The following is a 26,450-nucleotide window of genomic DNA, read 5'->3' on the forward strand; positions in this document are numbered from 1 at the left end:
ATGCTAGAAATCTTGTTCTTGTTATTGCCTATCGCTGCCGGTTACGGATGGTACATGGGACGACGCAGTATTCGTCATAGCGATAGCCAGCAGAGTAAAAAATTAAGCCGAGATTATTTTACTGGGTTTAACTTTTTACTGTCTAACGAGTCTGATAAAGCGGTTGATTTATTTATCAGCATGCTTGATGTTGACGATGAAACCATCGACACCCATTTATCGTTAGGTTCGTTATTTCGTAAACGGGGTGAAGTAGACCGTTCAATACGTATCCATCAGAACTTGATTGCCAGGCCCAGCTTGACCAACGAGCAACGTGACATCGCGATGATGGAGTTAGGTAAAGATTATATGGCCGCTGGGTTTTATGACCGCGCCGAAGAAATCTTTAGCAACTTAGTCAGTCAAGATGACCACAGTGAAGAATCAGAAACACAACTTCTGTTAATCTACCAAGTGACTAAAGAGTGGCAAAAGGCCATCGATATCACTAAGCGTCTACCTCGAAAACGCCAACAAGTGCTTAAACACACCACGGCACATTTTTATTGTCAATTAGCTGATGAAGCCAATAACGACGCTGACAAAATCAAAAAATTGCACCAAGCGATTAAACAAGACGCTCAATGCGGTCGGGCTTGGTTAACCTTAGCTAAAATTTATCTTGATGCTGGTCAGTTTGAGTTATGCAAGCAGGCGATCCAACAGCTGAAATTGGCCGATATTGATTTATTTGCTGATGCCGTTTCAATTGCAAAGCAAGTGTATCGAGACACCCAAGATCCAGAAGGTTTTAACGAACTGCTTGCAGAGGCCATTGCCGACGGCGCAGGTGCCAGTGTGGTTATCGCACTTGCCGAGCACAAAATAAGCCTTAATCAACATCAAAGTGCTGAAACCATGATGCTCGATAACTTATATCATCATCCGACCATGAAAGGGTTTCAGCATTTAATGCAATTGCACATTAAACAAGCTGAAGATGGCCAAGCGAAACAAAGTTTATCTATGCTCGAACAGCTTGTTGAACAACAAATTAAATTCCGTCCTAGTTACCGCTGTATTGCCTGCGGTTTCCCCTCTCACGGTTTATATTGGCATTGTCCATCATGTAAACAGTGGGGCAGCATCAAACGGATCAAAGGGCTCGACGGTGAATAATTTTATCATTACCATTTAGATACCCTATAATAAAGGCATTAAAATAAGCTATGGCCGCTGGAGTTCCAATGACGAAGAAATCAATTGTAGTCGCCCTCGATTATCATAATAAAAATGACGCATTGACCTTTATTGATAAACTTGACCCAGATATGTGTCGTCTAAAAATCGGCAAAGAGATGTTTACGTTATTCGGGCCAGATCTGGTTAACGATATCCATAATCGTAACTTCGATTTATTCCTAGATTTGAAATTCCATGATATTCCCAATACGGTGGCAAAAGCCGTTACCGCCGCCGCTGATCTAGGCGTGTGGATGACTAACGTGCACGCCAGCGGAGGGCTTGCCATGATGCAGGCCGCTAAACAAGCTTTGGTGCCATTTGGTCAAGATGCACCATTGTTGATAGCCGTTACCGTATTAACATCAATGTCAGATGAAGACTTAGTCTTACTTGGCATCAATGTCCCTGTATTTGAACATGTATTGCGCTTAGCAAAACTGACTCATCAAGCTGAGTTAGATGGGGTTGTGTGCTCCGCTCAAGAAGCTAAATTGCTTAAATCATCATTTGGACAAGACTTTACCTTAGTGACACCGGGTATTCGTCCCGCAGGCAGTGATACTGGTGATCAACAGCGTGTCATGACGCCACAACAAGCTATTACAGCGGGGTCAGATTATTTGGTGATTGGTCGACCAATTACTCAAGCTGTGGATCCATTAGCAGCGCTTAAGGCTATTTATCAATCACTGCATGTTTGATCCGTTCTTGTTGTAAAAGCATCATTGAAAAAGTTATATTTTCTGTCTATGTCGTCAGCAAAATAGACTTATCTACATCAACAAAAACACACAGAAATAAGGGATGACTATGTCTGATAACACAAGGTTTGATAACACAAGGTTTGATTACACAGGTAAAAATGTGGTGGTGGTGGGTGGCACCTCTGGCATTAATCTGCAAGTTGCCATTCAATTTGCAAAAGCCGGCGCGAATGTTGCCGTTGCGAGTCGCAGTCTTGATAAAGTAAACGCTGCGGTTGCGTTACTCAATCAAGCTAATCCCAGAGCGAATCATTTAGGCGTGAGTTTTGATGTACGTGACAACGATGCGTTAACCATTGGCTTTGATAAAATCGCCGCTACATATGGGCACATTGATGTACTGGTAAGTGGCGCGGCGGGTAATTTCCCAGCCAGTGCAGCAAAGTTATCTAATAATGGTTTTAAATCAGTTATTGATATTGATTTAATTGGCAGTTTTCAAGTATTAAAACAAGCCTATCCACTGTTATCACGTCCCAACGGCAGCATTATTCAAATTTCAGCCCCGCAAGCGTATATCGCGATGCCGTTGCAAGTGCATGTTTGCGCCGCCAAAGCCGGAGTCGATATGCTAACCCGCACATTAGCGCTAGAGTGGGGAGTTGAAGGGATCAGGATTAATTCTATTGTACCTGGCCCCATTGAAGATACCGAAGGCTTTAACCGTTTAGCGCCCAGTGATGAATTACAACAACGGGTCGCTAATAGTGTGCCGTTAAAACGCAATGGCAAAGGCCAAGATATTGCCAATGCGGCCTTATTCCTGGCATCTGACATGGCATCATACATCACAGGTGTCGTGTTGCCTGTTGATGGTGGTTGGTCATTAGGTGGCGCCAGCACTGCTATGACTGAGTTAGGTGACATGGCCGCAAAGCAAGGTTTATAAAACTCAACAAAATTAAAGGTAAATAACATGGCCAATGCATTACAAGATCAATTGCTTAAAGCAGGTCTTGCCAGTAAACAAAAAGTTCGTGACGTAAAAACTCAAAAAAAGCGTAATAAAAAATCAAAGATAGATGATGGTAGCGATGCATTAAAGCAACAAATCGCCGAGCAAAAAAATGCTCAAAACCTCAAAGACAAAGCCTTAAATGAGCAGCGTTTTGCTGAGGCATCTGAAAAAGGTCAAGTACGAGGATTGATCACTGAGTTTTCTAAATTCGCTATTACTGTGGGCAAAGATGCCGAGATTAAGTTTAACTTCACCTTAGAAAACAAGATCTATTCCGTTTATATTACCGATAAAATTCAAGCTGATTTACTTAACGGCACCTTGGGCATTGTCCGTCATGAAGAAAAAAGCTACATAGTGCCGCATAAACTGGCAGAACGAGTCAAGTTACTGGTACCACAATGGTGTGGCTATTTATGGGATAAAGCCGCTAAAGATTCAGTAGAGCAGGTGAGTGATGCCGACGATCCTTATGCTAACTACGCCATCCCTGATGATTTAATGTGGTAAGCATTATCCCCAAGACTCCTTAACATGCTTGTTTCAGAGCTCCCATAGGGTAACTTAACAAGGCAGTGATTAAAGAGAATGGTTACTGCCTTTTTATTATCACTATTGCTAAATCCCAAGTCCAAGAACTTAGGTTATACAGCTTAGGCTATAGAACTTAGGCTATAGAACTTGGGTGATAGAAGTGAAGCATCCTCGAAAGACGAAATCCGCCTAAAACCTAGCAGATCGCAGGTTGCTCTAGCTACCGAAAGTGGCCTATTCCTAGAATCTTGAACACTGTCACTTCTCGACATGCTGGTTCCTGTATATCGAGGTTGTTAGGTATAGACTGACAGGGTGTTTATTGCTGCCGACTTTCACTTTAATAATATTAAAATAGTTGTAGCAAAGGCTAGGCAAGTAAACGATGTCTCATTTATAGATTACCCTTTTTTTATCTTCCCTATTGGCATTTCTGCCTATATTAATTTTTACTGCCATTGGCTTTGCACCAATACTCATTCAGCTACACTCATAAGGATAATGACAGTCCATACTGAATGGCACTTCGGAGTTGAATTCGGGAGGGTTAACCACTTGATACCAAGAATGACTTCAATCTGTTCTTAATGACCATTGATGATGGTTTCTTGCTTAGCTTCAGCCCTAGGGACCACTCATATCTTATAGGTTTTGGTTCATTGTTTGACGTATTTTGGCGCCATTCGCCTAGGTCCATTGCTTATTATCCGTTTTACTATCACAGCAAACATCGGATAATACAGCGTTTTTTTGCAAAGAATACGCATTCCACAACGAATATCGTCATAGCAGGATCCTGTTTGTTACACCGAGCCAGCGCCATGATGGCCTTGACGTTGAAATACTAAGCAAACCAAAAGCGTTGTATCAGGAAAAAGAAATGAGCATGGTGAACTATGGTCAAAAGAGAACGACGGACAAAAGATGAGTGGAACGGCCAGACAATTGGTGAACTTGAGTTAAATCCAGAGCGGCACAAAGAAGTTACTTAACAATATAGCCAACAACTGCCATAAAAAACACCACTAGTTCGGATCTTTTTTGTATTTTTATAAAGTGGCTATTATTTCATCTTTTAGCCCTTCTTTGAGTTCTACCATTTTCGTTAACCGAAGATCTCTTTAATATTCAATGTGGTCAATGGGTTATGTATCAAATGAATATTATGTCTTATCATCTTTTATAATCATCATTCGTTTGTAGAAATCTAGGTGAATTATTAACTCAAATATTACATTTGTATTTTTTCGATTACATCACAAACTACGATCGCCTCCTGTGTCAGAATAGGGTACTTATTTTTCAAAAAATCATAGAATTATAGAATAATATGAGATGAAAAATATGACGATTTAATAATGGATAGAGAATTTTAAAATTACATAATATTATTTAGGAGGGGGAACAAAATGACAATACTATATTACGATTGCTTTTCAGGAATAAGCGGCGACATGAATCTAGGAGCAATGGTAGATGTAGGAGTCGATTTTGAATATCTAACTGAAATGCTAAATAAATTATCAGTCAAAAATGAATTTTATTTACATAGATCCAGAAAACAAAAAATGGGAATAGAAGGAACAAAGATTGATGTGATTTTAAATAAAGAAAATCATGAACATACCAATCATTCACATGAAGCTAAACATACCCATCATCATTCACATGAAGCTAAACATACCCATCATCATTCACATGAAGCTGAACATACTCATCATCATTCACATGAAGCTGAACATACTCATAATAATAATAACGCCGATGATCACCATCATAAACACCAACATAGAAATCTAGAAAGTATCAAGAAAATAATTAATGATGCTCCATATAATAAAAATATAAAGACGTTAAGTATCAATATGTTTATGGAGGTGGCTAAAGCAGAGGCCAAAGTTCATGGTAAAACAATTGAGGAGATTCATTTTCACGAAGTTGGAGCCGTCGACTCAATAGTTGATATTATAGGTGCCGCAATATGTTTTGATTATTTGAATGTTGATAAAATTATTTCATCCTCTGTAGAACTAGGAGGAGGTTTTGTAAAGTGTGCTCATGGGGTTATACCTGTACCGGCACCTGCAACTGTAGAGATTTTAAAAAATACTCCTGTAACATTGGGGAAAGTTAATTTTGAAACAACGACGCCTACAGGAGCTGCAATATTAAAAGCTAATGTAAATGAATTCACAAGCAAATTGAATTTTAATATTATAAAAACAGGATACGGATTAGGGACAAAAGATTTTGATATTCCAAATATGCTCAGAGTCTATATTGCAACGGAAATTGAAGAAGAAATTGGTAAATCAAGTACTGTCAAAGAAGAAAATAACGATTTTGATATAGAAGAACAAATCATTATCGAAGTTAATATAGATGATATGAATCCTGAGCTGTATGAAGCTATTGAAGAAAAGTTATTTGATAACGGTGCCCTAGATGTATATAAAACAAATATATTAATGAAAAAAAACAGACCTGCTATAAAACTTACCGTGTTAACTACAGTCGAACTTCTAAACAAAATTGAAAATATTTTATTTATGGAAACAACTACTCTAGGAATTAGAGAGTATCCTGTAAAAAAGAAGATGTTAAAAAGAACTTTCGAAAAAATCCAAACTAAATTTGGAGAGGTGGATATTAAAAAAGGTCTTTTGAATGGCAAGGTTGTTAAAATAAAGCCTGAATATGAAACTTGTAAAAAATTAGCAAAAATAAATAACGTTTCTATTTTGGATATATATTCAGAGGTGTCAACGTTAATTAAGTAAGAGACGATTATGAATAAAGGTAGAATATATCAAGACGTGTCAGATTCAATTTTTATGGAGAAGGTTATGAGTGAAAAATATATAGAATTAGTTAGTTATTTAAAAGGGTTGAAAAGAGTATTAGTAGCATTTTCAGGTGGTGTAGACAGTACTTTTTTGCTAAAAGCAGCTAAAGATGCGTTAGGCGATAATGCAGCCGCCGTCACAGTAAATTCACCATATATCCCAAGCTGGGAAATAGAAGAAGCAAAAGAATTTACAGAAAAAATGGGAATAAAACATGACTTTATTAAAGTTGGGATTATAGATGAAATAAAAAATAATCCTAGCGATAGATGTTATCTATGTAAAAAAGCTTTATTTTCTATGATTAAAGAAAAAGCTATAAATGAAGGTTTTGATTATGTAATCGATGGAACTAATCTTGATGATATAAAAGATTACCGCCCTGGAATTAAAGCCTTAAATGAATTGAAAATTGTAAGTCCTCTACTGGAATGTAAAATCACAAAATCTGATGTTAGGGAAATGTCAAAGGATCTCAACCTTTTGACTTGGAATAAGCCGGCCGGTGCATGTTTATTGACAAGAATTCCTTTCGATACGAGGCTAGAAATTGATGATATTAATAGGATAGAGAAAGCTGAAAAGTATTTAAGAGATAAAGGTATTGCTGCTGTAAGAGTCCGTTCTCATGGAGATCTGGCAAGAATTGAAATAGACCCAACAATAAGAGATCAATTATTTAATACAGATTTTCTAGATGAGATATCAAGAAAGTTAAAAGAATATGGGTTTAAGTACGTAACTATAGATGCAGCAGGTTATAAAATGGGAAGTTTAAATAGCTAAGGGGTATTTTAAAATGACTGAAGTTGAAATTAAAAAAATATTAAACGCAATTAAAGATAGTGATTTAAGTGTTGATGATGCTTTTGATAATCTAAAAGAACTTCCATTCAAAGATCTAGGTTTTGCTATGATAGATAATCATAGAGAGATCAGAGTAGGTTGTCCTGAGGTGATCTACGGTGGTGGTAAGACTACTGAGCAAATAAGAGAAATTATTAAATTTATGCTTACCAAAAAAAATAATATCTTAGCAACGAGAGTAGGCGATGAAGTATATGAAGCTGTAAAAGATCTCGATCCTAGATTAATGTATAACAAATTAGGACGAACTATTACCCTCGAATTAAATGCCATTAAAAAGACAGAAGATTATATTGCTATTATATCAGCAGGAACATCCGACATTCCTGTGGTTGAAGAAGCAAAAGAAACAGCTCTTATTCTTGGAAATAAAGTAAAAATTATAAATGATGTTGGTGTAGCCGGAATACATAGGCTTTTTTCAAAATTAGATGTGATTAGGAAGGCAAAAGTTATTATAGTTGTTGCAGGCATGGAAGGAGCTCTTGCTAGTGTTATAGGTGGACTGGTAGAGAAACCAATCATTGCTGTTCCGACAAGTGTAGGATATGGAGCCTCACTAAATGGAATCGCTGCACTACTATCAATGCTCAACAGTTGTGCTAGTGGCGTCAGTGTTGTGAATATAGATAATGGATTTGGTGCTGCATATAATGCAAGTATCATCAATAAATTGTAATGTAATGTTAAAATATGTGACGGTGTACTTAACAATACTTATTGCTATAGTTTACAATTCGTTAGTTTAAAAATATTACTTTTTATTTATTAGGAGGATTTACTTATGTTTCAGAAAATAAAAATGCCTTATGCTAAGAAAACTGTAGAGATTTCAATAGAAAAAAAATATCTTCAAGCAGTATTAATACCACAAACTGACGAATTTGATCCAAAAATGACTCAAGAAGAAATTGTTCTAAAATCTTTAGAGAATCCGATTGGCACAAAAAAATTATCAGAATTAGCCGTCGGAAAGAATAAAATTGTATTTGTTACCAGCGATCACACAAGACCACTTCCTAGTAGAGTAACTGTTCCATTGATATTAAAAGAGATAAGGAAAGGTAATCCAGATGCTGAGATAACTATTCTTATTGCTACAGGATTTCATCGACCTACTACTAGAGAAGAATTGATTTATAAAATGGGAGAAGAAGTAGTTGATAATGAAATAATTTGTAATCACATATCAACTAACGATGAAGATCAAGTATTTATGGGTACTCTGCCTTCTGGAGGTGACCTTTATTTAAATAAATTAGCTATGGAAGCTGATTTATTAATAGCTGAAGGATTTATCGAAGCCCATTTCTTCGCAGGATTTTCAGGTGGAAGAAAAAGTATATTACCAGGCATAGCTTCAGCTAAAACAATAATGTATAACCACAACTCAGAATTTATAAGCAATCCTAAATCTAGAACTGGGAACCTTGAAGATAATCCTATCCATAAAGATATGATATACGCAGCTAAACAATCTAAATGTGCATTTATCCTAAACACTGTAATCAATGGTGAAAAAGATATAATTGGATGTTTTACCGGAGATATAAGTGAAGCACATCTCGTAGGGTGTAAATTTGTTGATGATTTAGCTGCTGTAAAGAAAAATATTGCAGACATTGGCGTAACAACAAATGGCGGCTATCCTCTAGATCAAAATATATATCAAACTGTCAAAGGGCTAACTGCTGCTGAAGCCACTACAAGAGAAGGTGGAGTATTAATCGCACTCTCATCTTGTGTTGATGGACATGGAGGAGAAGGATTCTATAATAGTGTCGCATCAGCAAAAAATGCTAATGAAATTTTGGAAAAAGTAGCTAACATCAAAAAAGAAGATACTCTTCCTGACCAATGGGAATTTCAAATTTTAGCAAGATTATTATCTAAATATACAGTTATAATTGTAACTGATGAATGTGACCCTAAAATAATAACAGATATGCATATGGAGCATGCCTTTACTTTTGATGAAGCATTAGAAAAAGCGAGATCAATTGTTGGTAAAGAAGCAACAATTACAGTGGTTCCAGATGGCGTGGCTACAATTGTAAAATAAATAGCACTGCTTTATATTTTATATAAACCTCAACATTAATGTTGAGGTTTTTTTATGAGAAAAACAATAAAAAATATATCTACTATCGCAACAGGTTTAATTTTTTCCAAACCCAAAGCATTAAGAGGTAGGTAGATGATATCACCAACTAACCGCTTATTTTTATTCCAGGATATCAATTTTCTTTTTGAATATAATGATTTAAAAGATTAAAAGATGCGGATGTCGTGCCTTGTATGACTGAGTACATAGGGTAACAGGCATTCCTAGCGGAACAGGTCGTCAAGGATTTAACCAGAAAATCTGCAGACGCAGCACGGGAACCATCATGATTAACTGCAAGATAGCATTCCACTTACCCAGAAGCTGCGTCCGACGTCACGTCAACTACACCTTGTCTTGTCATCAGCGACCAGAATTCAACTAACGACGGCAGGCCTAGGTTGGATTATTTATTGTGGTCCCACATTACATTGGATTCCCCCTTGACTGCAGCCCTGAGCAATTCGAGTAAAGGCATGGCCCGATGCGACAGACTGACGGTCGGTGCGCCGTTATCGTCTTCCTCGTCTTTCATAGATGCTTTTGGCTCTGGCAACTGCTCGAGCGCAGCCTCCAGACTCACCAGCGCTGGCTGAACATCTTCTGCATAAAGAGCACTGGGAACCGTACCGCTGTGCCCCATCATTTTAAGCAGCCGAATCGCCACGTCACCAAACATCGTTATGTCCCCGTAGGCAGGACTGGAAAAAGTTACTAGCATAATTGCTTCCTCTCTATTGAGTCGTTCACTTATTGGGATAGCTTCAGCCCTCCAATACTACAATTGGATTACAGCATCTTTGCGCACCTATTATCCTCTCAAGTTTGACAGTCTTTAATGGACTTGCGACTTAGACAGGTATTAATAGGTTGCTCTTACCGTTTATGCTGCATCATTGTTGTAAATAGGTAAAGCTATTCATTTTTTTGGTGTCACGAGTTAACTTGGTAAATTCAATTTTTAAATTGAGGTGTTGTACCCAAAGCTGATACAAGGTTGTGATTAAGCATGGAGGAATTAAACAAATTAAGATAGAGGAATAATAAGGAAATATAATGAAAAACAGATCGGTACCGCTGTGATCGCCAGCGCTATTTGCATGCCAAGCATGGCCACGCTAGAGGTCGATGTATACATGGGTATCGATTAACACACCACGACACTAGCCAATACTAATTCAATCACAACAAGTGCGGATGGGCCGAATATCGAGCCACGATATAGAGGTTTACACAACATTGTTCATTACTACTATCAAGACGGTAGCCGCGCGGGCACCTGCGTGAGCCGTTTTCTTGCCACCATGCGGCACTTATGTCGTTGCCACTGAACATCAAGATCGAGTACTTGTGTTCGCGCACCGCGCCGTTGTTTCAAGTCTTTTAGTTTTATGCCTACGCTAAAGATCCTGTCTATGAAGCAAGGCGCAGTTCACCGGATGCTTACGCATGTTTTAGTGGTGAACGTTCATCAACATGACCGTTAGGTGTTATTCGGTAGGATCATAATTAATCTTGTTCTAATTCGGGATGTACCTGCTTTGCCGTTAACGCAATCACTTGTTGGCAATATGCTAAGTGATGACGAATCGTATCGAGGTATTGTGATGCTTGATAGTCAATTAGATACCAATTACTGGCTTGAGTTTCTGGGTATTGGTTATAAAACAACGACTCGGCCATGATTAAGTCGCTTTGGTTGGCGTAGGTTAACCATTGCACGCTGGGTAAATTACTCAGTGCGGCTAACAATGCATATTGCACATCAAGATTGTCTGGTTGCTCAGTGGTCACTTGCAGGGCTAAACGCTGGGCGACGACAAACTTCGGATCGGTGTTATCGGGCGTTAATACTTGATTTTGACGGCGGCGGACTGCATCACTTAATAACACTTCAAATGGGTTAATTTCAACGGGCTCTGTCGTATTATCGTAAGTAAATGCAGTCGTTGCATCATCTACAAACAATTCTGGCCACTGAATATTATTGCTGGTGAGTTGCAAACCTAAAGCAATACGACGCTCACCTAACCAATTATGCACCATACAAGGTAAATACTCAGAAGAAGGCATTTCTGCGGGTCTTGCTAATGAAGGTAACAAAGACATACGTTGTACATTGACCTGTTTTGCTATCAGCGCCATTAATAAAATAGTCACCAATCCAGAAGAAGGCCAACACTTAAGTTGCGGGTCGAGTGTTTCACTCACTTCGGTTAACAATGACACTAATTGATTGTTATCTGGGCTGTTACTGACAACGAAGGCTTGACGTGAGCCTAGATAAGGGCCGTTACAAATATTAATCACCTTATCGGCCTCATGTTGAGTCCCGTTAAAAATGAAAGTATGTCCAATTTGGGCTGGCTGCCAATCACCCATTGAATTGCCTATGACAGTGACCTGCTGATAGTGCTCAGATAAAGCTGATGATGGGCCGTGTTCTTCATTAGGTGTATGCATAAAAGTGCGGTTCACTATTGTTAAATATCAGGGCTGTTTATCTCTCGTGTTCGATGCGGTGAGTAAGGTCAACAGATCTTAATCAAATAAGGTGCTAATTCTGTGAGCTAAGTAGTAATTGTAACTCATTGGAACCTTATTGGGTTGAGAAACATAAACTATCGGCATTAAGGTTTGGCACGAGTCGACATGGGTCAAATTATGGTTAGATAATTGCTAAAAAGCTTTTCCTTTTGTGACACTTTAGTATAAATTAAAACAACTGTTTTAATTATTCGTTTAAGAGACTCTTATGAACCCATACCAAGCCCCGTTAAAGGACATGCAATTTTTATTGGAACAGGTATTTGATGCACAAGCTACGTGGGAACAGCTTCCTGCTATGGCAGATGCTGTCGACATGGATACCGCACTCGCCATTCTAGATGAAGCCAATAAGATCAGCCGTGATCTGCTTCACCCTTTAAATCGCAGCGGTGATGAGCAAGGAGTGGTTCATAAAGGCAACGACATTATTACCCCTGATGGTTTTAAGGAAGTGTATCAGCAGTTTTCTGAAGGCGGTTGGGTCGGTCTATGTGGTGAGCCTGACTTTGGCGGCATGGGTATGCCCAAAATGCTCGGTGTATTAGTTGATGAAATGGGCTATAGCGCCTGTAACTCATTTACTTTGTACAGTTCACTTACTGCAGGTGCTGCATTGTGTATTAATGCTCATGCAAATGATGAGTTAAAACAAACTTATTTACCCAATTTATATACTGGCCAATGGGCTGGTGCAATGGACATGACCGAGTCTCACGCAGGTTCAGATTTACGCGGTATCCGCACCAAAGCAGAACCTATTGATGATGGCAGTTATTCGATTACCGGCAATAAGATTTTTATTACCGGAGGCGATCAAGATTTAACAGAAAACGTGATCCATTTAGTCTTAGCCAAACTGCCTAATTCAAAAGGTATTTCATTATTTTTAGTGCCTAAAATCAGCGTTAATAGCGACGGTAGTTTAGGTGAAGCCAATGGGGTGACGGTAGGGTCTATCGAACATAAGATGGGTCTTAAAGCGTCTGCTACTTGTGTGATGAACTACGAGAATGCCAAAGGCTTCTTAGTGGGTGAGCCCAATCGCGGTTTAGTGTGTATGTTTACTATGATGAACTACGAGCGTTTAGCGATTGGTTTGCAAGGTTTAGGTAACTCGCAAGCGGCTTATCAAATGGCCAGCGATTATGCCAAAGATAGGTTACAAGGCCTTGCTGCTGAAGGTTCCGCAACCGGTGCAACGTCAGATGCGATTATCGTCCATGGCGACGTGCGTCGTATGTTACTCACTATTCGTGCGCTGACAGAAGCGGGCCGTGCGTTATCGGTTTATACCGGTAAGCAGTTAGATTTAGCCAAATATGCTAGCGGCGATGTGCAAGCTAAAGCAGCAAAATATGTTGGTTTACTCACTCCGGTATCAAAAGCATTTTTAACAGATCGCGGACTAGATGCCACCATAATGGGCCAGCAAGTATTTGGTGGTCATGGCTATATTCGCGAAACGGGTATCGAGCAGTTTGTACGTGATACCCGCATTGCGCAGATTTATGAAGGCACTAACGGTATTCAAGCGATTGATTTCTTAGGGCGTAAAGTTACCGGTGATAACGTGGCAACCTTGACGCAATTTGCGGCTGAGGTGAATGCCAGTCTTGCAGGCTTAACTCACCCAAGTGTTGAGCATAAAGCCATGGTAAACCAAGTGTTTGATGAGTTACTGACCACAGCTAACTACATTAACGCTAACAAAAAATCACAACCAGCATTAGTTAATGCTTGTGCCGTCGACTTCTTAGATGCCTTTGGTTACGCGGTATACGGTTATTTTTGGTTATTGATGGCTGATAGAGCTTCAAACCATGAAGACCCGTCTTTTGCTGCTCAGAAGCAGTTTGTGGCTGATTTCTATATGGATAAGTTGTTATCAAAAGCTCAATATCATTTATCACAAGTTAATCAAGGTGATAAATCGATTATGGCCATGCCAGCAGAAATGTTCTAACGGTTTTATTTGGATTGTTCAGCTACAAAAAAAGCCTTCATTTGAAGGCTTTTTTTATCAGTGGCGTTATCTCATGGTTCATCATTGTTACAAGCTATGTTGACGCAATCCATCCTGACGCCAACTATGTCAACGTCGGATTGTGTAAATGATGTCGATAAAAATGATGGCTGTGCCGCAATAACTGCTTAGTCATAACGACCTAGCATGACCATCCCGTCATGATTATTAATCTAACCCGAGACTGATTATTCTCTCAAGTTGTGGTTACTTAGTCCGTTTCCAATAAACAAATGCCACGATAGCCACTAACATAATTGCTGGGCTGAGCTGAGCGAAATGATGAAACAAGCCCATGCCACCATGTCCCTCATGTGCCATCGCAATAGTTGGCATAGTGGCAAGGATAAAGGCAATTGATAAATATTTCATGGTGTAGTCCTTCTTTTTTTAAAGTTACTCGGGTTATTAGGTTAGGGTATTTTAATATTACTATTAGTTAAAAACTTACGTGTCCATAACGAGTTGCATTAACATCATGTCCTCACCGTCAATCACTTTGGTGTGATTTGACTGGCAAACGGGGCAAATAATAGTTCGTTCATCGACTTGCGATTGCTGTTGGCATTGATTGCACTGCAAAACTAATGCTTGAATATTGATGATTAATTTTGCCTGGTGACAAATACTGTCTAATTTAAACGTTTCAAACGCTTGAGACAGTAGGGCTGGCTCAACGCCACTTAACACACCAATTTTCAGTTCAACTTGCTCAATCCGTGTGGCTTTATGTTCCAAAGCCAGTGCTTCGCATTGTTCCATTAGTGACATCACAATCGAGTATTCGTGCATTAACAGATCCTTGGCAGTAATTCACCTTGCGGTAAATCTAAATAGCGACTGCTACCCCAAGGCGTCTGCAACACCACTTTGCCAGGATGACTCTCAGTCACTTGGCCAATAATAGCGGCGTGTTCGCAGTGGCCATATCGCTGCATAACTTCAATTGCGCCTTGGGCTATATCCATTGGCAGCGCCATAATAAAGGTGCCCTCATTGGCTAAGTCAAAGGGTTCAAAGCCAAATAACTCACATAAGCCTTTCACTTCGTCACAAATAGGAATGCTGGCTTCCTCGACGTTAATGCCAATCTGCGACGCTTTAGCCCACTCATTTAACACTGCAGATAATCCACCTCGTGTGGCATCACGCATTGCATGCATTTTGATATTGGCAATCAACAGTTGCTCAACAATGGGCCATAAGGTATCGCAGTCACTGCATAAGTCAGACTCAAGCGTTAAGCCATCACGGGCCATTAAAATTGCCGCGCCGTGGCGGCCAATATCTCGAGAAACAATAATGGCGTCGCCCACTTGCAAATTACGTGCTGAAATATCGGGATTTAAAATACGGCCTACGCCAGAGGTGTTAATAAATAGTCCGTCGGCACAGCCTTTAGGCACCACTTTAGTGTCGCCACAGACAATTCGTGCGCCAGACTTATGTAATTCAGCGGCCATGCTATTGACTATGGTGTTGAGGTCATCCAGCGGAAAGCCTTCTTCAATGATAAAACTACAACTTAAGTATTCTGGTTGCGCCGCCATCATGGCTAAATCGTTTACGGTGCCAGCAATCGCTAATTTGCCGATATCGCCACCGGCAAAAAATAACGGTGACACGGTAAACGAGTCGGTAGTAAAAGCAATGTGACCACACATGTTCAATTTGGCCGCGTCTTCTTGCGAGGTCAAAATAGGATTATCAAAGGCTTTAAAAAACAGATCGTGAATGAGTTGATCCATTTCTTTACCGCCACCACCGTGGCTTAGTTGAATTGTTTTTTTAGTTGGCATGACTCACTTCTCCATAGCGGTAATAGGCATTACACGCGCCTTCCGAGCTCACCATACAGCTGCCAAGCGGTGTTTGCGGTGAACAGCCTCTACCAAACACTTTGCAGTCTTTAGGGTTAGCCAATCCACGTAAAATATCGCCACACATACAGGCTTTATGATCATCAATTTCGGTTGTGGGTAAAACTTTGACATAAATGCGCTCGGCATCGCGATGATGATATTCAGGGCGCAGTGTCAGTGCCGAATTAGCAATAGGACCTAGTCCGCGCCAACGAAAGCTATCACGAACCATAAAATATTTGTCGACGAGTTGTTGAGCGGCTAGGTTGCCCTCATAACTCACGGAGCGACTATATTGATTATCAAGTTCAGCTTTGCCGGCGACTTTTTGGGTCACAATTCGTAAAATAGACTCCATAACATCCACGGGCTCAAACCCTGATACCACCACAGGTGTTTGATATTGATCAACCGTAGATTGATAGATTTTGGCACCGCTAATCACGCTCACATGCGCCGGACCAATAAACGCGTTCACTTTACTGCGACTATCAGACATCACTGCATCAATGGCAGGTGGCACTAGCACATGGTTAATATGAAATAACAGATTATCAATTTTCAACGCTTCAGCTTGTGCCAATAAGGCGGCGGTCATTGGTGCAGAGGTTTCAAAACCAATGGCAAAGAAAATGACCGTTTTGTCAGGGTTATCTCGGGCAATCGTTAAGGTATCCAATGGATCGTATATTGGCCTAATATCGCAGCCTTTAGCGCGAAACTGCGCCAAGCTGCCCATTGAACCCGGTACTCTGATCATGTCGCCTAAGGTCACTAAAATGGTATCGGCTTGAGAGGCAAGGGTGGCCGCATGGTCAATTCGCTCTTTGGGCATAACGCAAACAGGACAACCAGGACCATGGATAAATTTGATGTTGTCTGGTAATAGCTGTAATAAACCGTACTTCATAATGGTATGGGTATGACCACCACAGACTTCCATAATGTTAATTTGATCGTCGGTTTTGGCCGCTTCTTGAGCAATCAATTGCGCTAAATGACGAATAGTCTGTGGATCACGAAACCCTTGGTAAAAGTCATTAAGCGTAATCATTATTCTGACTCCAATTGCATTTCAGTAATAATTTGTCGATACAACTCGAGGCTTTCCTGGGCATCATTGTGGTCAATTTTATTCATCACAAAGCCAATGTGGATTAATACAAAGTCGCCTAGTTCTAGTGGGTCGCTTATTAAATGGCAACTCACTTGACGTTTAACGCCAAGAGTATCAACTGTCACTGTTGCATCGTCATGAATTTCAACTACTTTTGATGGTACGGATAAACACATAACTAATATTCCTTATGTTCATCAAACCATGTGGCCAAGGTGTTCATTGAGTCAGAATCTTTCACTGACACAACTAATAACTCAACATTAGGGTTTAATTTACTTAACTGTGCTTTGGCCTCATCAATACTAAAATCAAAGTAAGGTAGCAGGTCAGACTTAGTGATAACGACTAAATCTGCTCGGCGGAACATTACCGGATACTTCTCAATTTTGTCATCACCTTCCGGCACTGATAACAACACAATATTTTTATGAGTGCCGACATCGTAACTGGCTGGGCACACAAGATTACCCACATTTTCAACGAAACAAATATCAACATCATCTAAATTGATGTGATGCAGTGCGCCGTGAACCATAAAAGCATCAAGATGACAGGCTGATCCGGTTTGAATTTGATAGGCGTTAATGCCTTTGGCAATTAAGCGGTCGGCGTCGCGTGAGGTTTCAAGATCGCCTTCAATTACGGCATAGCGTGCATCAAGATATTCATGTAAACATTCTAAAAGACTGGTTTTACCGCTGCCTGGGCTACTCATTAAATTAAAGGCGCTGACCTGATGAGCCGCAAAGTGATCACGATTGTGCTGCGCTTCTATATCATTTTTATCCAATATTTTATGAATAACAGCTAAGGTCTTTTTATCATTAAGCTGAGGATTACTATGAATAGTATGCTCATGATCATGAGTAATTGAACAGCCGCAGTCTTTACACATAATATATTCCTTAACCTTATTTGTTATGATTATTAACTAGTGTCGGTGAAGTGGTTAAAGGATTCTTTGATACACATCAGCTTTTGCAACAAAGACAGAGAACAACACGGTTGTTGAGTAAATAATGTGAGCGGCGCCGCAATTTATTGTTAGTGAACACTCGTAATGTATTCTTCAAGGTGCTTAAGCAGCCGATATGCCTAAGCCATATGATGAATGGCATACCACAATTGACCTAAAGCAATCCCGCCGTCATTAATAGGTATATGACCACTGGGTAAAAATTGCCGTTCACCGCGTCGACAATCATCAATGCACTGGGAGAGTAATGTTTTGTTTTGAAATACACCGCCACAAAACACCTGCGGTAACTGCGGATATTGTTGACCGATGTGATCAAGTTGCTGGCTGATAGCATCAATAAAATGCCAGCATACTTGCTGTTTAATGTAGGGTGTCTGTGAGTGGTTTATCGCCAGGTTCACCAATTGAGTAATAAAGTCACTGCTGTGCCATTGAATGGGCTCAGGATCATTGTGGCTGACGGTGTTGAGCCTTATTGATAAAGGCTGCCGTTTTGGATGATTGCTATAGTCATTGGCTGCCGTTTCAATCATCATGCCTGCTTGGCCTTCATACTGCGAACTGCCAATAAAGTCTAATGCGACAGCAAGGGCATCAAATAAGCGCCCAACTGAGCGGCATTCAATGCAATGGCTGTTGTTATGCCATAACTGGTATAAATTAGTGACAGTTTTCTTGCCCTCATTTTGTATTGCGGCAATGGGAAGCGCTAGCACCTGTTGCAGTGTCATCTGTTCAAATAATAATGCCAGCAGGATCCTAACAGGGTGCTTAATGGCTTGTTCACCGCCAATGAGCTTAAATGAACTAAAGTGCGCCACAGTGGTAAAACCGTTAACATCAGCCAGCATCACTTCGCTGCCCCATAAAACGCCGTCATCTCCCAAGCCTGTGCCATCAAAACTGAATCCTAATACTTGATCCGTACGCTGGTGCATTGCCATAACCGACAACACGTGGGCGAAATGATGTTGTATGCCAATACAGTGCGATTGCGGCAACTTATGCTCAGATTGGTAGTTTACAGCCCATTGGGTTGGCGCATATTGTGGATGATTATCATGCACAATATGGCTAGGGTTGAAGTCATACAAACGCTTAAAAGTGGCTAAGCTTTGAGTGAAATAGTGCTGAGCTTCAAGACTGAATAAATCACCAATGTGTGGCGACACAATCAAATTATCGGCAAAACCAAAGGCAACGGTGTTTTTTTGTTGTGCACCGACTGCCAATACACTGTTTTGGCTGTCTGATAGCATGGGGGAGTGAAGATTAATGGTTAGCGGCGCATAGCCGCGGGCCAATCGAATAACTTGAACTTGCTCGTCAATCACTTGCACCACGCTGTCATCACAGGCATTAATAATGGGTCGGTTATGGTCGAGGATCCCATTGATCACGTGGCCTAAATGCTGCTCTATCTCAGCGATATTACCGATAATGGGTTCACCACTGCGATTGGCACTGGTTGCCACAATGGGTTTGTTCAAGCGTTGCATTAATAAATGGTGTAATGGTGTGTAGGGCAAAAACACCCCAAGTCGATCAATACCAGGCGCGAGCAATGGACTCAATTCGATATCACTATGCTGACGTTTTTGCATCAAGGTAATCGGTTTCTCTGGGCTGGTTAATACCAACCATTCTGCTTCAGTGCCACTGACACATAATTGTGCTTGGGCTAAGTTTCTCACCATAATGGCCAATGGTTTGGCCGGACGTTGCTTACGTTGGCGTAGCGCCATAACGGCATCATTATTCGTGGCATCGCACACCAAATGGAAGCCGCCTAAGCCTTTAATGGCCACAATTCCGCCACGGTTTATCATTTCAACGGCCTGTTCTAAAGGCATTAACATAGATGAATCATAAAGAAATTCGGCGCTAGCATTGATGACGCTAAATGATAATTGTGGGCCACAATGTGGACAACTAACCGGTTGGGCATGATAGCGTCGATTGAGCGGGTCGGTATAAGCATCGCGGCAATTATCGCACATGACAAAGTCAGCCATGGCGGTGTTGCATCTGTCATAAGGCAGGGCATTAATAATAGTATAGCGCGGACCGCAATTGGTACAATTAGTAAACGGGTACTGATAGTGGCGATTATGAGGGTCGTTAATGTCATCGAGACAATCTTGGCAAATACTCTTGTCTGCCGAGATGGCCACTTTTGCATGCTCACCTGCAGAAATATGACTATCGATAATACTAAATCGGTGAAATATGCTTAATTGAGGTTGATGAGTCAGTTCAATAGCATCAATCCGTGCTAATGGCGGTGGCGAATGAGTTAAGGTTTCAATAAACTGCTCAATGATCTCACTGCGTCCCTGCAGCACAATCGTCACCCCAAGATGATTATTCAGTACGCTGCCGACTAAATTTAATTGGTGTGCGAGACGGAACACAAAGGGCCTGAATCCGACCCCTTGTACAATACCTTTAACAATAATGGTAACTTGTTGTGCTGGTTTCATAACAACCCTATCTCATACAAGGATAAGCAACAGCTGATATACTTAAGATAGCTCTTATCCACGACGTTGTTTGAGATATAACCCACCTATTGCGATATTGACACCATCAAAATCCAATAATGGATTGACCATCAGCGGGAAGTTTTTACCAATTCGTAATTGCACTCGATCAGTTAACACTGGGTTGGCAAATTCACTGCCAGCAATAATCAACTGTTTTATGCCAATATTTTGATCTAAATGTTCTATCCAATGGCTTAAGTAGTCAGCGAACGAGTCATGAAATGCAAAGGCTAACTTGGCTAAGTTAGTTTCCCCTGCTAACTTGAAGCTCATTAATGTGCCAAGGGTTTTACACCAATTAAGGCTGCGATGTGCAGCACCTTTGGTGAGTGGGAAATCAATTCGTGGTGCATTGTTGCCATGATGCGACATCGCCAACGCGATAAATTTATCTGCAAGTTCTGTTACCGTGACTCGCTGAGCTGTTTCTACCGGATAGGCGCCAATGATTAGGGTGGCGACCGCCATTAATTGTGACAGTGCCCCATCGTCTGCCTGAATGTGCAAATCCAATAATTGGTTATACTCGGCTGGAAATAACTGTTTAAATTTATCCAACAGACTTTTTTGCGGTGACTCAGACAAAGACTGACAGATCTCATAGCCCGATAACGGTAGCTCAGGCATTTCAAAAAATAAATCGGCCTCACTTTGGCTGTCTAGAGTGACAATTTGGCAAGCGTTGCGTTGGCTGAAATACAATACCGCAGCATGTTTTACAAATTGTGGTTTATTATTTTTTTTAGTGGAATGACATCGTAATAGCGCCGCATTTAACGCACACAAGCTAGTGGATATAGGTGCACTCTCCTCACTTGAATTCTTTGCAGTTGCACTGACTAACCTTGATGATGCCGGCTCGATGGGACTAACTTGCCATGCTATTGATGTTTTGGTGGTGTTAGCCGTAAACGTATGTTGGTCATCTTGGTAATGATTTTTATCGTGTAAGCAGGTCACGTTAGTGGGTAAAGGTATCGCGCCATTGCCTAGGGTGGTAATGGGTAACCAATGTTGATTAATACTCGCCAAACGCAATGGTTTATCGACAAGGGCATCTCGGCTGGTATGTGGATCAATATCGGTAGTGACATGCACCCAATTGATGCCTTTTTGGCGTAGCACTTCCGTGAGTATGACTAACAAACGATTTTCGGCAAATTGAATTTCATACAACGGCGCCAATAAACTGGGATGATCGCTACTTGGTCGTACTCTAAGTAATGGTTTTTCGATACTAGATAAGGCCAACACTTGGCTGTCATTAACGATAAAATGGCTATTGAGCGAATTAGGATTACAGATCAATATTCGTGGCCGTTGGTATTGAGCGGCTTGGTTTTCTGGCAATACAGCCTGTGATGATGTTGTGCCTTGAACGTCTGCATTTGGTTGAATTACAGGCGTTAATATTTTTGTTGGTGGCGTTAACCACAAGGTTAGCCCAAGAATAGGCAAGGGGAGCGATTTATCCGCGATTAAGCGGTTTGTCATTGTGGTAATGTCAGTCTGAGTTAATGATTTTTCATCACGGCTCAGCTTTTCATGACCCATACAGTGAGAACACTGCAGATTAATATCACCAAAAGAAGACTGTTGATTATCGCCAAATTTAGGTTGGCAATGCTGGCAAAAATACAGCGGCAACCCAGAATAGTTCGATTTAATATCAAACGGCTTATGCAGCCCACTGTGCTGTTCAATGCGTTCAATATGGGTGTCGAGTAGCCAAACGGATAATAAAAAATCATTGGCGATATCATCGGCAAACGCTTCTAATTCGGCTTGTGTGGCAAAGGCTTCAATAAAGTAACGTATATGATCCGTTTTAGGATCAAATACTTTACCAATGCTTATATTAAGCTCATTGCGATCGAGATATTGATTACACAAGTGCTCATACAAGGGCACAGGGCGTTGACATACAAAATCAAATCGAATGTTATGCATCGACATAGCAACCTCGCTTATAGGCATCAGGAATAACTTGATCAATGGTAATATCATTCACAATCTGCAGGCTAAACCCTAAGCTGGTCAAATGAGCTAACAGAGCGCGTTCCATCACCGGAATGGCGGCATGTAAATCTGGAGTGAGTCCCAAAATCATTGGTTCTATGACGGTTGGGGTCACGCCTAATACAAACGTTTGCGGCCTATCACCGACAATATCCATCATGTTGAGTGTTTGCAGCATTTCCACTTCATGAGCACTACCTTGCCAATCGATTTCTGCAGGGGCGTGATCAAAATCGAAAAAGTACACTTCACCCGGAGCAACACCGACACTATTGACCGTATCGACCACAATTAGCTGGTCGTACTGGCTTATCATCGGAATAAGACCTTGGGCTAAGGTGCCACCATCAACAATATCTACATTGTCTGTTGGGTGGCTTAATTGGTATTTATCTTTGATATAATTGACAAAATGTACGCCGACTCCTTCATCGGCGTACAATACATTGCCTATACCTAACAGCAATATTTTTTTCACAATGATTAACTCACCTTATTTATGATCTTTGTGATAATCATAGCCAGAAACAATTGAATCGACTGAATTATGTTTAAAGCGAATACCTGCCCACACCGCCATATACACATGGATCACTACAAAAATAATGAAGGCCCACGTTAAATAATGATGATAAATCCGCAGTGGTGCTAAACCACCACAAAGAGCCGTTATCCATGCCGATACATCGCCAAGCATTCCGCCTACACCTAAGTGGTACACATTGGCGTAAAGCACTAAGCCTGTGATGCAAATAATCAACGCAACAAACGAAATGGCCACATAGGTCATAAACTGTAATGGCCCGTAAACCCCAGCTTTGTCTAATTTACCCATCCAAAGATAAGATTTTAATTGCGCAATCCAGCTTTTTATACTCAACACATCTTTAAACGAACGTCTTTCGATGTTATTTCGACTAAAGAAAAACAAGTAAAAACGCACAAAGGTAATGCTGGTCAGCAAAAATCCGAAAATGATATGAGCAAACCGGATCCAACCTTGCACCAATACATCTGAGCTAGCAGGCGCCACTAAAAATGGCCACGAGATATAAAACCCAGTGATCACTAATACCAAAATCGACAGCGCACGCAGCCAGTGAAATATTCGAATCGCTGGAGTAAATATCAACTGCCTATTATGGGTTGCAATATGTTCCATACTTTTATCCCTCCTACTCTATTACCTCTGATTAAAACCCATTTGGATCAATTTTAAATTGACCTAAAGTGTGTTTCTTGTAATCCATCACGTGTACTGAACACGCCATACAAGGATCAAAGGAATGAATAATGCGAATGACTTCTAATGGCTTGGTTGGATCTTCAAGTTTCAAACCAATCAACGAGGCTTCATAGGGACCCATTTTACCGTTAGCATCCACAGGGCCTGCATTCCAGGTAGTGGGAACCACAGCTTGGTAGTTTTCAACTTTGCCATCTTTAATGCGGATCCAATGACTTAACGTACCGCGAGGTGCTTCAATCATCGAATAACCTTCATAAACGCGATCTGAATCAATCTCAGGTTTAACGTAAGTTGATTCATCCGACTGCATATTAATCAGTAAGGCATCAAAGGTTTGTAAACTGGCTTGACCGACTAACACGGTTTGTAACATGCGTGCAGCAGTACGACCTAAGGTGGTAAATAGCGCTTCAAGCGGCAAACCAGTGCGAGCTAATAAACCATCTACCGCATTGACCACAGGTTGATTACCGCGCGCATAGTTAACTAATAAGCACGCTAATGGACCCACTTCAATCGGTTCGTCTTGATAACGCGGTGATTTAACCCAGGTGTATTTACCATCACCATCAATAGTCGGCAACTTGCCATACACAGTGTCGCGTTCAATAAAGCCAGTGTAATCAGGAATGGTGGTTCCTTCATACGGATGTTGAGGGCCATCAGCTTTATACCAAGCGTGGGTAACATCTTCTTTAATTAAGCTTGGGTCAATGTCCAATACATTGGCTAAATCGCCGTTTAAAATGACGCCCTGGTTAAATAAATATTCACCATCGGAGGTAATAAAATCTTCACCACTCATGAAGCTGTTAACATTCACGCCACCAAGCACGCTCGGTTCAGTGCCAAACGCTTCCGCCGCCATCACAATATCAGCTTGATAAGCTCGCTCAATAAAGTCTTGAACAATAGCGTGTTTTTGTTTCCACTCTTGTAAACGCGCTGGGCTTAACATGTCACGTACTGAGGTCACGCCGCCCACAACAATAGACTGTGGATGTGGTGATTTACCGCCAAAAATAGCCAACATTTCAGCAGCCACACGTTGTACTTCAAGTGCTTTTAAGTAATGGGATAGTGCAATCAAGTTTTGTTCAGGGCTAAAACGATAAGTACCATTGCCCCAATATGCATTGGCAAAGGGCCCCAGTTTTCCGGTTTCAACTAAGCCTTTAACCCGTGCTTGTACGGCTTTGAGTTCACCTTCACCGGCAGCAATCGGCGCATCAGAATATTTCATCGCCACTTGAGCGGCTAGTGCTGGGTCAGCACTCAATGCCGATACCACATCCACCCAATCTAAGCCGTGTAAATGGTAAAAATGCACGATATGGTCATGCATGTATAGCGATGACTGCATAATGCTGCGCAGGTATTTAGCATTAAGAGGGATCTTAACTCCGAGGGCATTTTCTACCGCTTCAGTACCGCAACGATAGTGCGAATAGGTACATACGCCACAAATACGCTGCACAATTAAGCCCACATCCATTGGAGTACGGCCTTTTAAAATAACCTCAATACCGCGCCATAAGGTCGACGAAGACCAAGCTTTAGTAATGACATTATTATCATCAACTTCAACTTCGACACGTAAATGGCCTTCGATGCGGGTGATAGGGTCAATAACGACACGTTTACTCATGATTACTCCTCCAAAGGCTTAACAAAGACGCTAGCAACTGCATGAGCGCCAATACCGACAACGGTCGCGCCTAAAATGACCGCACCAATGGTGTCAGCTGTGGCATCAACGCCATGTAAAAGTTGGCGTCCGAGTGGTTTTTCAAAATCAGCCATATCATCCCAGAAATTCGGTTCAGAACACCCCATACAGCCATGGCCAGCTAACACAGGCCAACTCGTGTGATGGTTAAATCGTTCAGTAGGGCAGTTGTTATAGGTATAAGGGCCTTTACAGCCTACTTTGTATAAACAGTAGCCGTCTTTTGCGCCTTGGTCGCCAAATTCTTCCACAAACTCGCCCGCATCAAAGCGGCCACGACGTTCACAGTTATCATGTACCCGAGCGCCATAAGCCCATTTAGGACGATTAAACATGTCCAGAGCAGGTAACTTACCGAACATAATGTAATACATTAATGTACCGACAATGTTCTTTTCACTCGGAGGACAACCGCCTAAGTTAATCACCGGCTTATCGACAACTTCGTAAACACCTTTTGCACCAGTGGGATTAGGCGCAGCGGCTTGTATACCACCAAAGGCTGCGCAAGTACCTACTGAGATAATGGCCGCGGCGTTTTCTGCCGCTTCTTTAACAATGTGCAAGCCAGTGTGGCCTTTACAACCAACGGTTAAAAAAGTGCCGTTATTGGCAGTGGGGACTGCACCTTCAACCGCCAATAAATAGCGACCTTTGTAGGTTTCCAGTGCGTGTTCTAGATTTTCTTCAGCTTGCCAACCGGCGGCAGCCATCAGAGTTTCGTGATATTCGAGCGAGATATGATCGAAAATCAAGGTGTCTAGGTTGGGCGAGTCGCTACGAATTAACGACTCGGAGCAGCCTGTACATTCTGCCAAATGTAACCAAATTAGCGGCACTCTGTCGGCTAATTCAGCTGCTTCGGCAACCAAGGTACTAAAGGGTAGGGGCAAGGCAAACATTGCGGTGACCGAGGCGGTCCATTTAATGAAGTCTCTACGAGTTATCCCGCTATTGGTCATTTTTTCTTCTAATGACACGGGCTGACGTTGGGCAAATTGGCGCAAATAATCAAGGCGTTCTTGGCCTTGTTTATAAAGGGCTGCATGTGTGTCCATGTTGATACCTTATGC

General features: G+C 41.2%; 23 protein-coding genes and 1 pseudogene. 10 read left to right on the forward strand and 14 right to left on the reverse strand.

All coding sequences use genetic code 11. The features are described from left to right. The 9 genes and pseudogenes from lapB (at position 1) to larA (ending at position 9,258) form a co-directional block, all read left to right on the forward strand. A complete protein-coding gene (lapB, locus tag AAEZ02_RS06315; RefSeq protein ID WP_124013093.1) occupies positions 1 to 1,161 on the forward strand; it encodes a lipopolysaccharide assembly protein LapB in 1,161 nt (386 codons plus the stop codon). A gap of 68 nt (positions 1,162 to 1,229) precedes the next feature. Then, positions 1,230 to 1,928 carry an orotidine-5'-phosphate decarboxylase gene (pyrF, locus tag AAEZ02_RS06320; protein ID WP_124013094.1) on the forward strand — a complete coding sequence of 233 codons (699 nt, stop codon included), beginning with the start codon at positions 1,230 to 1,232 and terminating at the stop codon, positions 1,926 to 1,928. A gap of 109 nt (positions 1,929 to 2,037) precedes the next feature. Continuing rightward, the gene (locus tag AAEZ02_RS06325) at positions 2,038 to 2,880 is read left to right on the forward strand and encodes an SDR family oxidoreductase (protein WP_124013095.1); all 843 of its coding nucleotides are present in this window, start codon (positions 2,038 to 2,040) and stop codon (positions 2,878 to 2,880) included. A 27-nt stretch (positions 2,881 to 2,907) separates the two neighbouring features. Further along, positions 2,908 to 3,459: a DUF2058 domain-containing protein gene (locus AAEZ02_RS06330; protein WP_101031230.1), complete on the forward strand. Its 552-nt coding sequence runs from the start codon at positions 2,908 to 2,910 to the stop codon at positions 3,457 to 3,459. A 784-nt stretch (positions 3,460 to 4,243) separates the two neighbouring features. After that, a pseudogene (locus tag AAEZ02_RS06335) lies at positions 4,244 to 4,475 on the forward strand (IS3 family transposase); the annotation flags it as partial. A gap of 417 nt (positions 4,476 to 4,892) precedes the next feature. Continuing rightward, the gene (gene larC, locus AAEZ02_RS06340) at positions 4,893 to 6,263 is read left to right on the forward strand and encodes a nickel pincer cofactor biosynthesis protein LarC (protein WP_124013096.1); all 1,371 of its coding nucleotides are present in this window, start codon (positions 4,893 to 4,895) and stop codon (positions 6,261 to 6,263) included. Between the two features lie 9 nt (positions 6,264 to 6,272). Continuing rightward, complete coding sequence (gene larE / locus AAEZ02_RS06345; protein WP_206191850.1) at positions 6,273 to 7,115, forward strand: ATP-dependent sacrificial sulfur transferase LarE; 843 nt, start codon at positions 6,273 to 6,275, stop codon at positions 7,113 to 7,115. 13 nt (positions 7,116 to 7,128) lie between these two features. Beyond that, positions 7,129 to 7,875, forward strand: coding sequence for a nickel pincer cofactor biosynthesis protein LarB (larB, locus tag AAEZ02_RS06350; protein ID WP_351075040.1), 747 nt, complete (start codon positions 7,129 to 7,131; stop codon positions 7,873 to 7,875). Positions 7,876 to 7,980: 105 nt separating this feature from the next. Then, complete coding sequence (larA, locus tag AAEZ02_RS06355) at positions 7,981 to 9,258, forward strand: nickel-dependent lactate racemase (protein ID WP_101031232.1); 1,278 nt, start codon at positions 7,981 to 7,983, stop codon at positions 9,256 to 9,258. A 448-nt stretch (positions 9,259 to 9,706) separates the two neighbouring features. Here larA and AAEZ02_RS06360 read toward each other — a convergent pair whose 3' ends face one another. Both AAEZ02_RS06360 and AAEZ02_RS06365 read right to left on the reverse strand, forming a co-directional pair. Next, entirely contained in the window at positions 9,707 to 10,021 is a 315-nt protein-coding gene (locus AAEZ02_RS06360) for a DUF1840 domain-containing protein (protein WP_124013098.1), read from the reverse strand. 788 nt (positions 10,022 to 10,809) lie between these two features. After that, the gene (locus tag AAEZ02_RS06365; protein WP_124013099.1) at positions 10,810 to 11,763 is read right to left on the reverse strand and encodes a hypothetical protein; all 954 of its coding nucleotides are present in this window, start codon (positions 11,761 to 11,763) and stop codon (positions 10,810 to 10,812) included. A gap of 292 nt (positions 11,764 to 12,055) precedes the next feature. Here AAEZ02_RS06365 and AAEZ02_RS06370 point away from each other — a divergent pair, with 292 nt between their 5' ends. After that, positions 12,056 to 13,813 carry an acyl-CoA dehydrogenase C-terminal domain-containing protein gene (locus AAEZ02_RS06370; protein WP_124013100.1) on the forward strand — a complete coding sequence of 586 codons (1,758 nt, stop codon included), beginning with the start codon at positions 12,056 to 12,058 and terminating at the stop codon, positions 13,811 to 13,813. 267 nt (positions 13,814 to 14,080) lie between these two features. Here AAEZ02_RS06370 and AAEZ02_RS06375 read toward each other — a convergent pair whose 3' ends face one another. From AAEZ02_RS06375 to hyaA, 12 genes are all read right to left on the reverse strand, one after another. Beyond that, positions 14,081 to 14,245, reverse strand: a complete 165-nt coding sequence (locus AAEZ02_RS06375) for a hypothetical protein (protein WP_164839476.1) — start codon at positions 14,243 to 14,245, stop codon at positions 14,081 to 14,083. Between the two features lie 75 nt (positions 14,246 to 14,320). Beyond that, positions 14,321 to 14,665, reverse strand: coding sequence for a hydrogenase maturation nickel metallochaperone HypA/HybF (locus AAEZ02_RS06380; protein WP_101031240.1), 345 nt, complete (start codon positions 14,663 to 14,665; stop codon positions 14,321 to 14,323). Then, the gene (gene hypE / locus AAEZ02_RS06385) at positions 14,665 to 15,672 is read right to left on the reverse strand and encodes a hydrogenase expression/formation protein HypE (RefSeq protein ID WP_124013101.1); all 1,008 of its coding nucleotides are present in this window, start codon (positions 15,670 to 15,672) and stop codon (positions 14,665 to 14,667) included. Before hypE ends, AAEZ02_RS06380 begins: the two co-directional genes overlap by 1 nt. Further along, complete coding sequence (gene hypD, locus AAEZ02_RS06390) at positions 15,662 to 16,789, reverse strand: hydrogenase formation protein HypD (protein ID WP_124013102.1); 1,128 nt, start codon at positions 16,787 to 16,789, stop codon at positions 15,662 to 15,664. The genes hypE and hypD overlap by 11 nt, the downstream gene beginning before the upstream one ends. Continuing rightward, positions 16,789 to 17,028, reverse strand: a complete 240-nt coding sequence (locus AAEZ02_RS06395; protein ID WP_351122315.1) for a HypC/HybG/HupF family hydrogenase formation chaperone — start codon at positions 17,026 to 17,028, stop codon at positions 16,789 to 16,791. Before AAEZ02_RS06395 ends, hypD begins: the two co-directional genes overlap by 1 nt. A 2-nt stretch (positions 17,029 to 17,030) precedes the next feature. Further along, positions 17,031 to 17,750 carry a hydrogenase nickel incorporation protein HypB gene (hypB, locus tag AAEZ02_RS06400; protein WP_101031248.1) on the reverse strand — a complete coding sequence of 240 codons (720 nt, stop codon included), beginning with the start codon at positions 17,748 to 17,750 and terminating at the stop codon, positions 17,031 to 17,033. Between the two features lie 200 nt (positions 17,751 to 17,950). Then, on the reverse strand, positions 17,951 to 20,317 hold the full coding sequence (gene hypF, locus AAEZ02_RS06405) for a carbamoyltransferase HypF (protein WP_351122318.1): 2,367 nt from the start codon (positions 20,315 to 20,317) through the stop codon (positions 17,951 to 17,953). Between the two features lie 54 nt (positions 20,318 to 20,371). Further along, positions 20,372 to 22,336, reverse strand: coding sequence for a NiFe hydrogenase (locus AAEZ02_RS06410; RefSeq protein WP_124013104.1), 1,965 nt, complete (start codon positions 22,334 to 22,336; stop codon positions 20,372 to 20,374). Beyond that, positions 22,323 to 22,877, reverse strand: a complete 555-nt coding sequence (locus AAEZ02_RS06415; RefSeq protein WP_124013105.1) for a HyaD/HybD family hydrogenase maturation endopeptidase — start codon at positions 22,875 to 22,877, stop codon at positions 22,323 to 22,325. Before AAEZ02_RS06415 ends, AAEZ02_RS06410 begins: the two co-directional genes overlap by 14 nt. A 15-nt stretch (positions 22,878 to 22,892) precedes the next feature. Continuing rightward, on the reverse strand, positions 22,893 to 23,561 hold the full coding sequence (gene cybH / locus AAEZ02_RS06420; RefSeq protein WP_101031256.1) for a Ni/Fe-hydrogenase, b-type cytochrome subunit: 669 nt from the start codon (positions 23,559 to 23,561) through the stop codon (positions 22,893 to 22,895). Between the two features lie 31 nt (positions 23,562 to 23,592). Next, positions 23,593 to 25,296 (reverse strand): nickel-dependent hydrogenase large subunit, encoded by a 1,704-nt coding sequence (hyaB, locus tag AAEZ02_RS06425; protein ID WP_101031258.1) that lies wholly within the window; start codon positions 25,294 to 25,296, stop codon positions 23,593 to 23,595. Positions 25,297 to 25,298: 2 nt separating this feature from the next. Continuing rightward, complete coding sequence (gene hyaA / locus AAEZ02_RS06430) at positions 25,299 to 26,435, reverse strand: nickel-dependent hydrogenase small subunit (protein WP_124013106.1); 1,137 nt, start codon at positions 26,433 to 26,435, stop codon at positions 25,299 to 25,301. Between the last annotated feature and the right edge of the window lie 15 nt (positions 26,436 to 26,450).

Source organism: Shewanella sp. T24-MNA-CIBAN-0130, from assembly GCF_040310185.1.
GTDB lineage: Bacteria > Pseudomonadota > Gammaproteobacteria > Enterobacterales > Shewanellaceae > Shewanella > Shewanella psychromarinicola.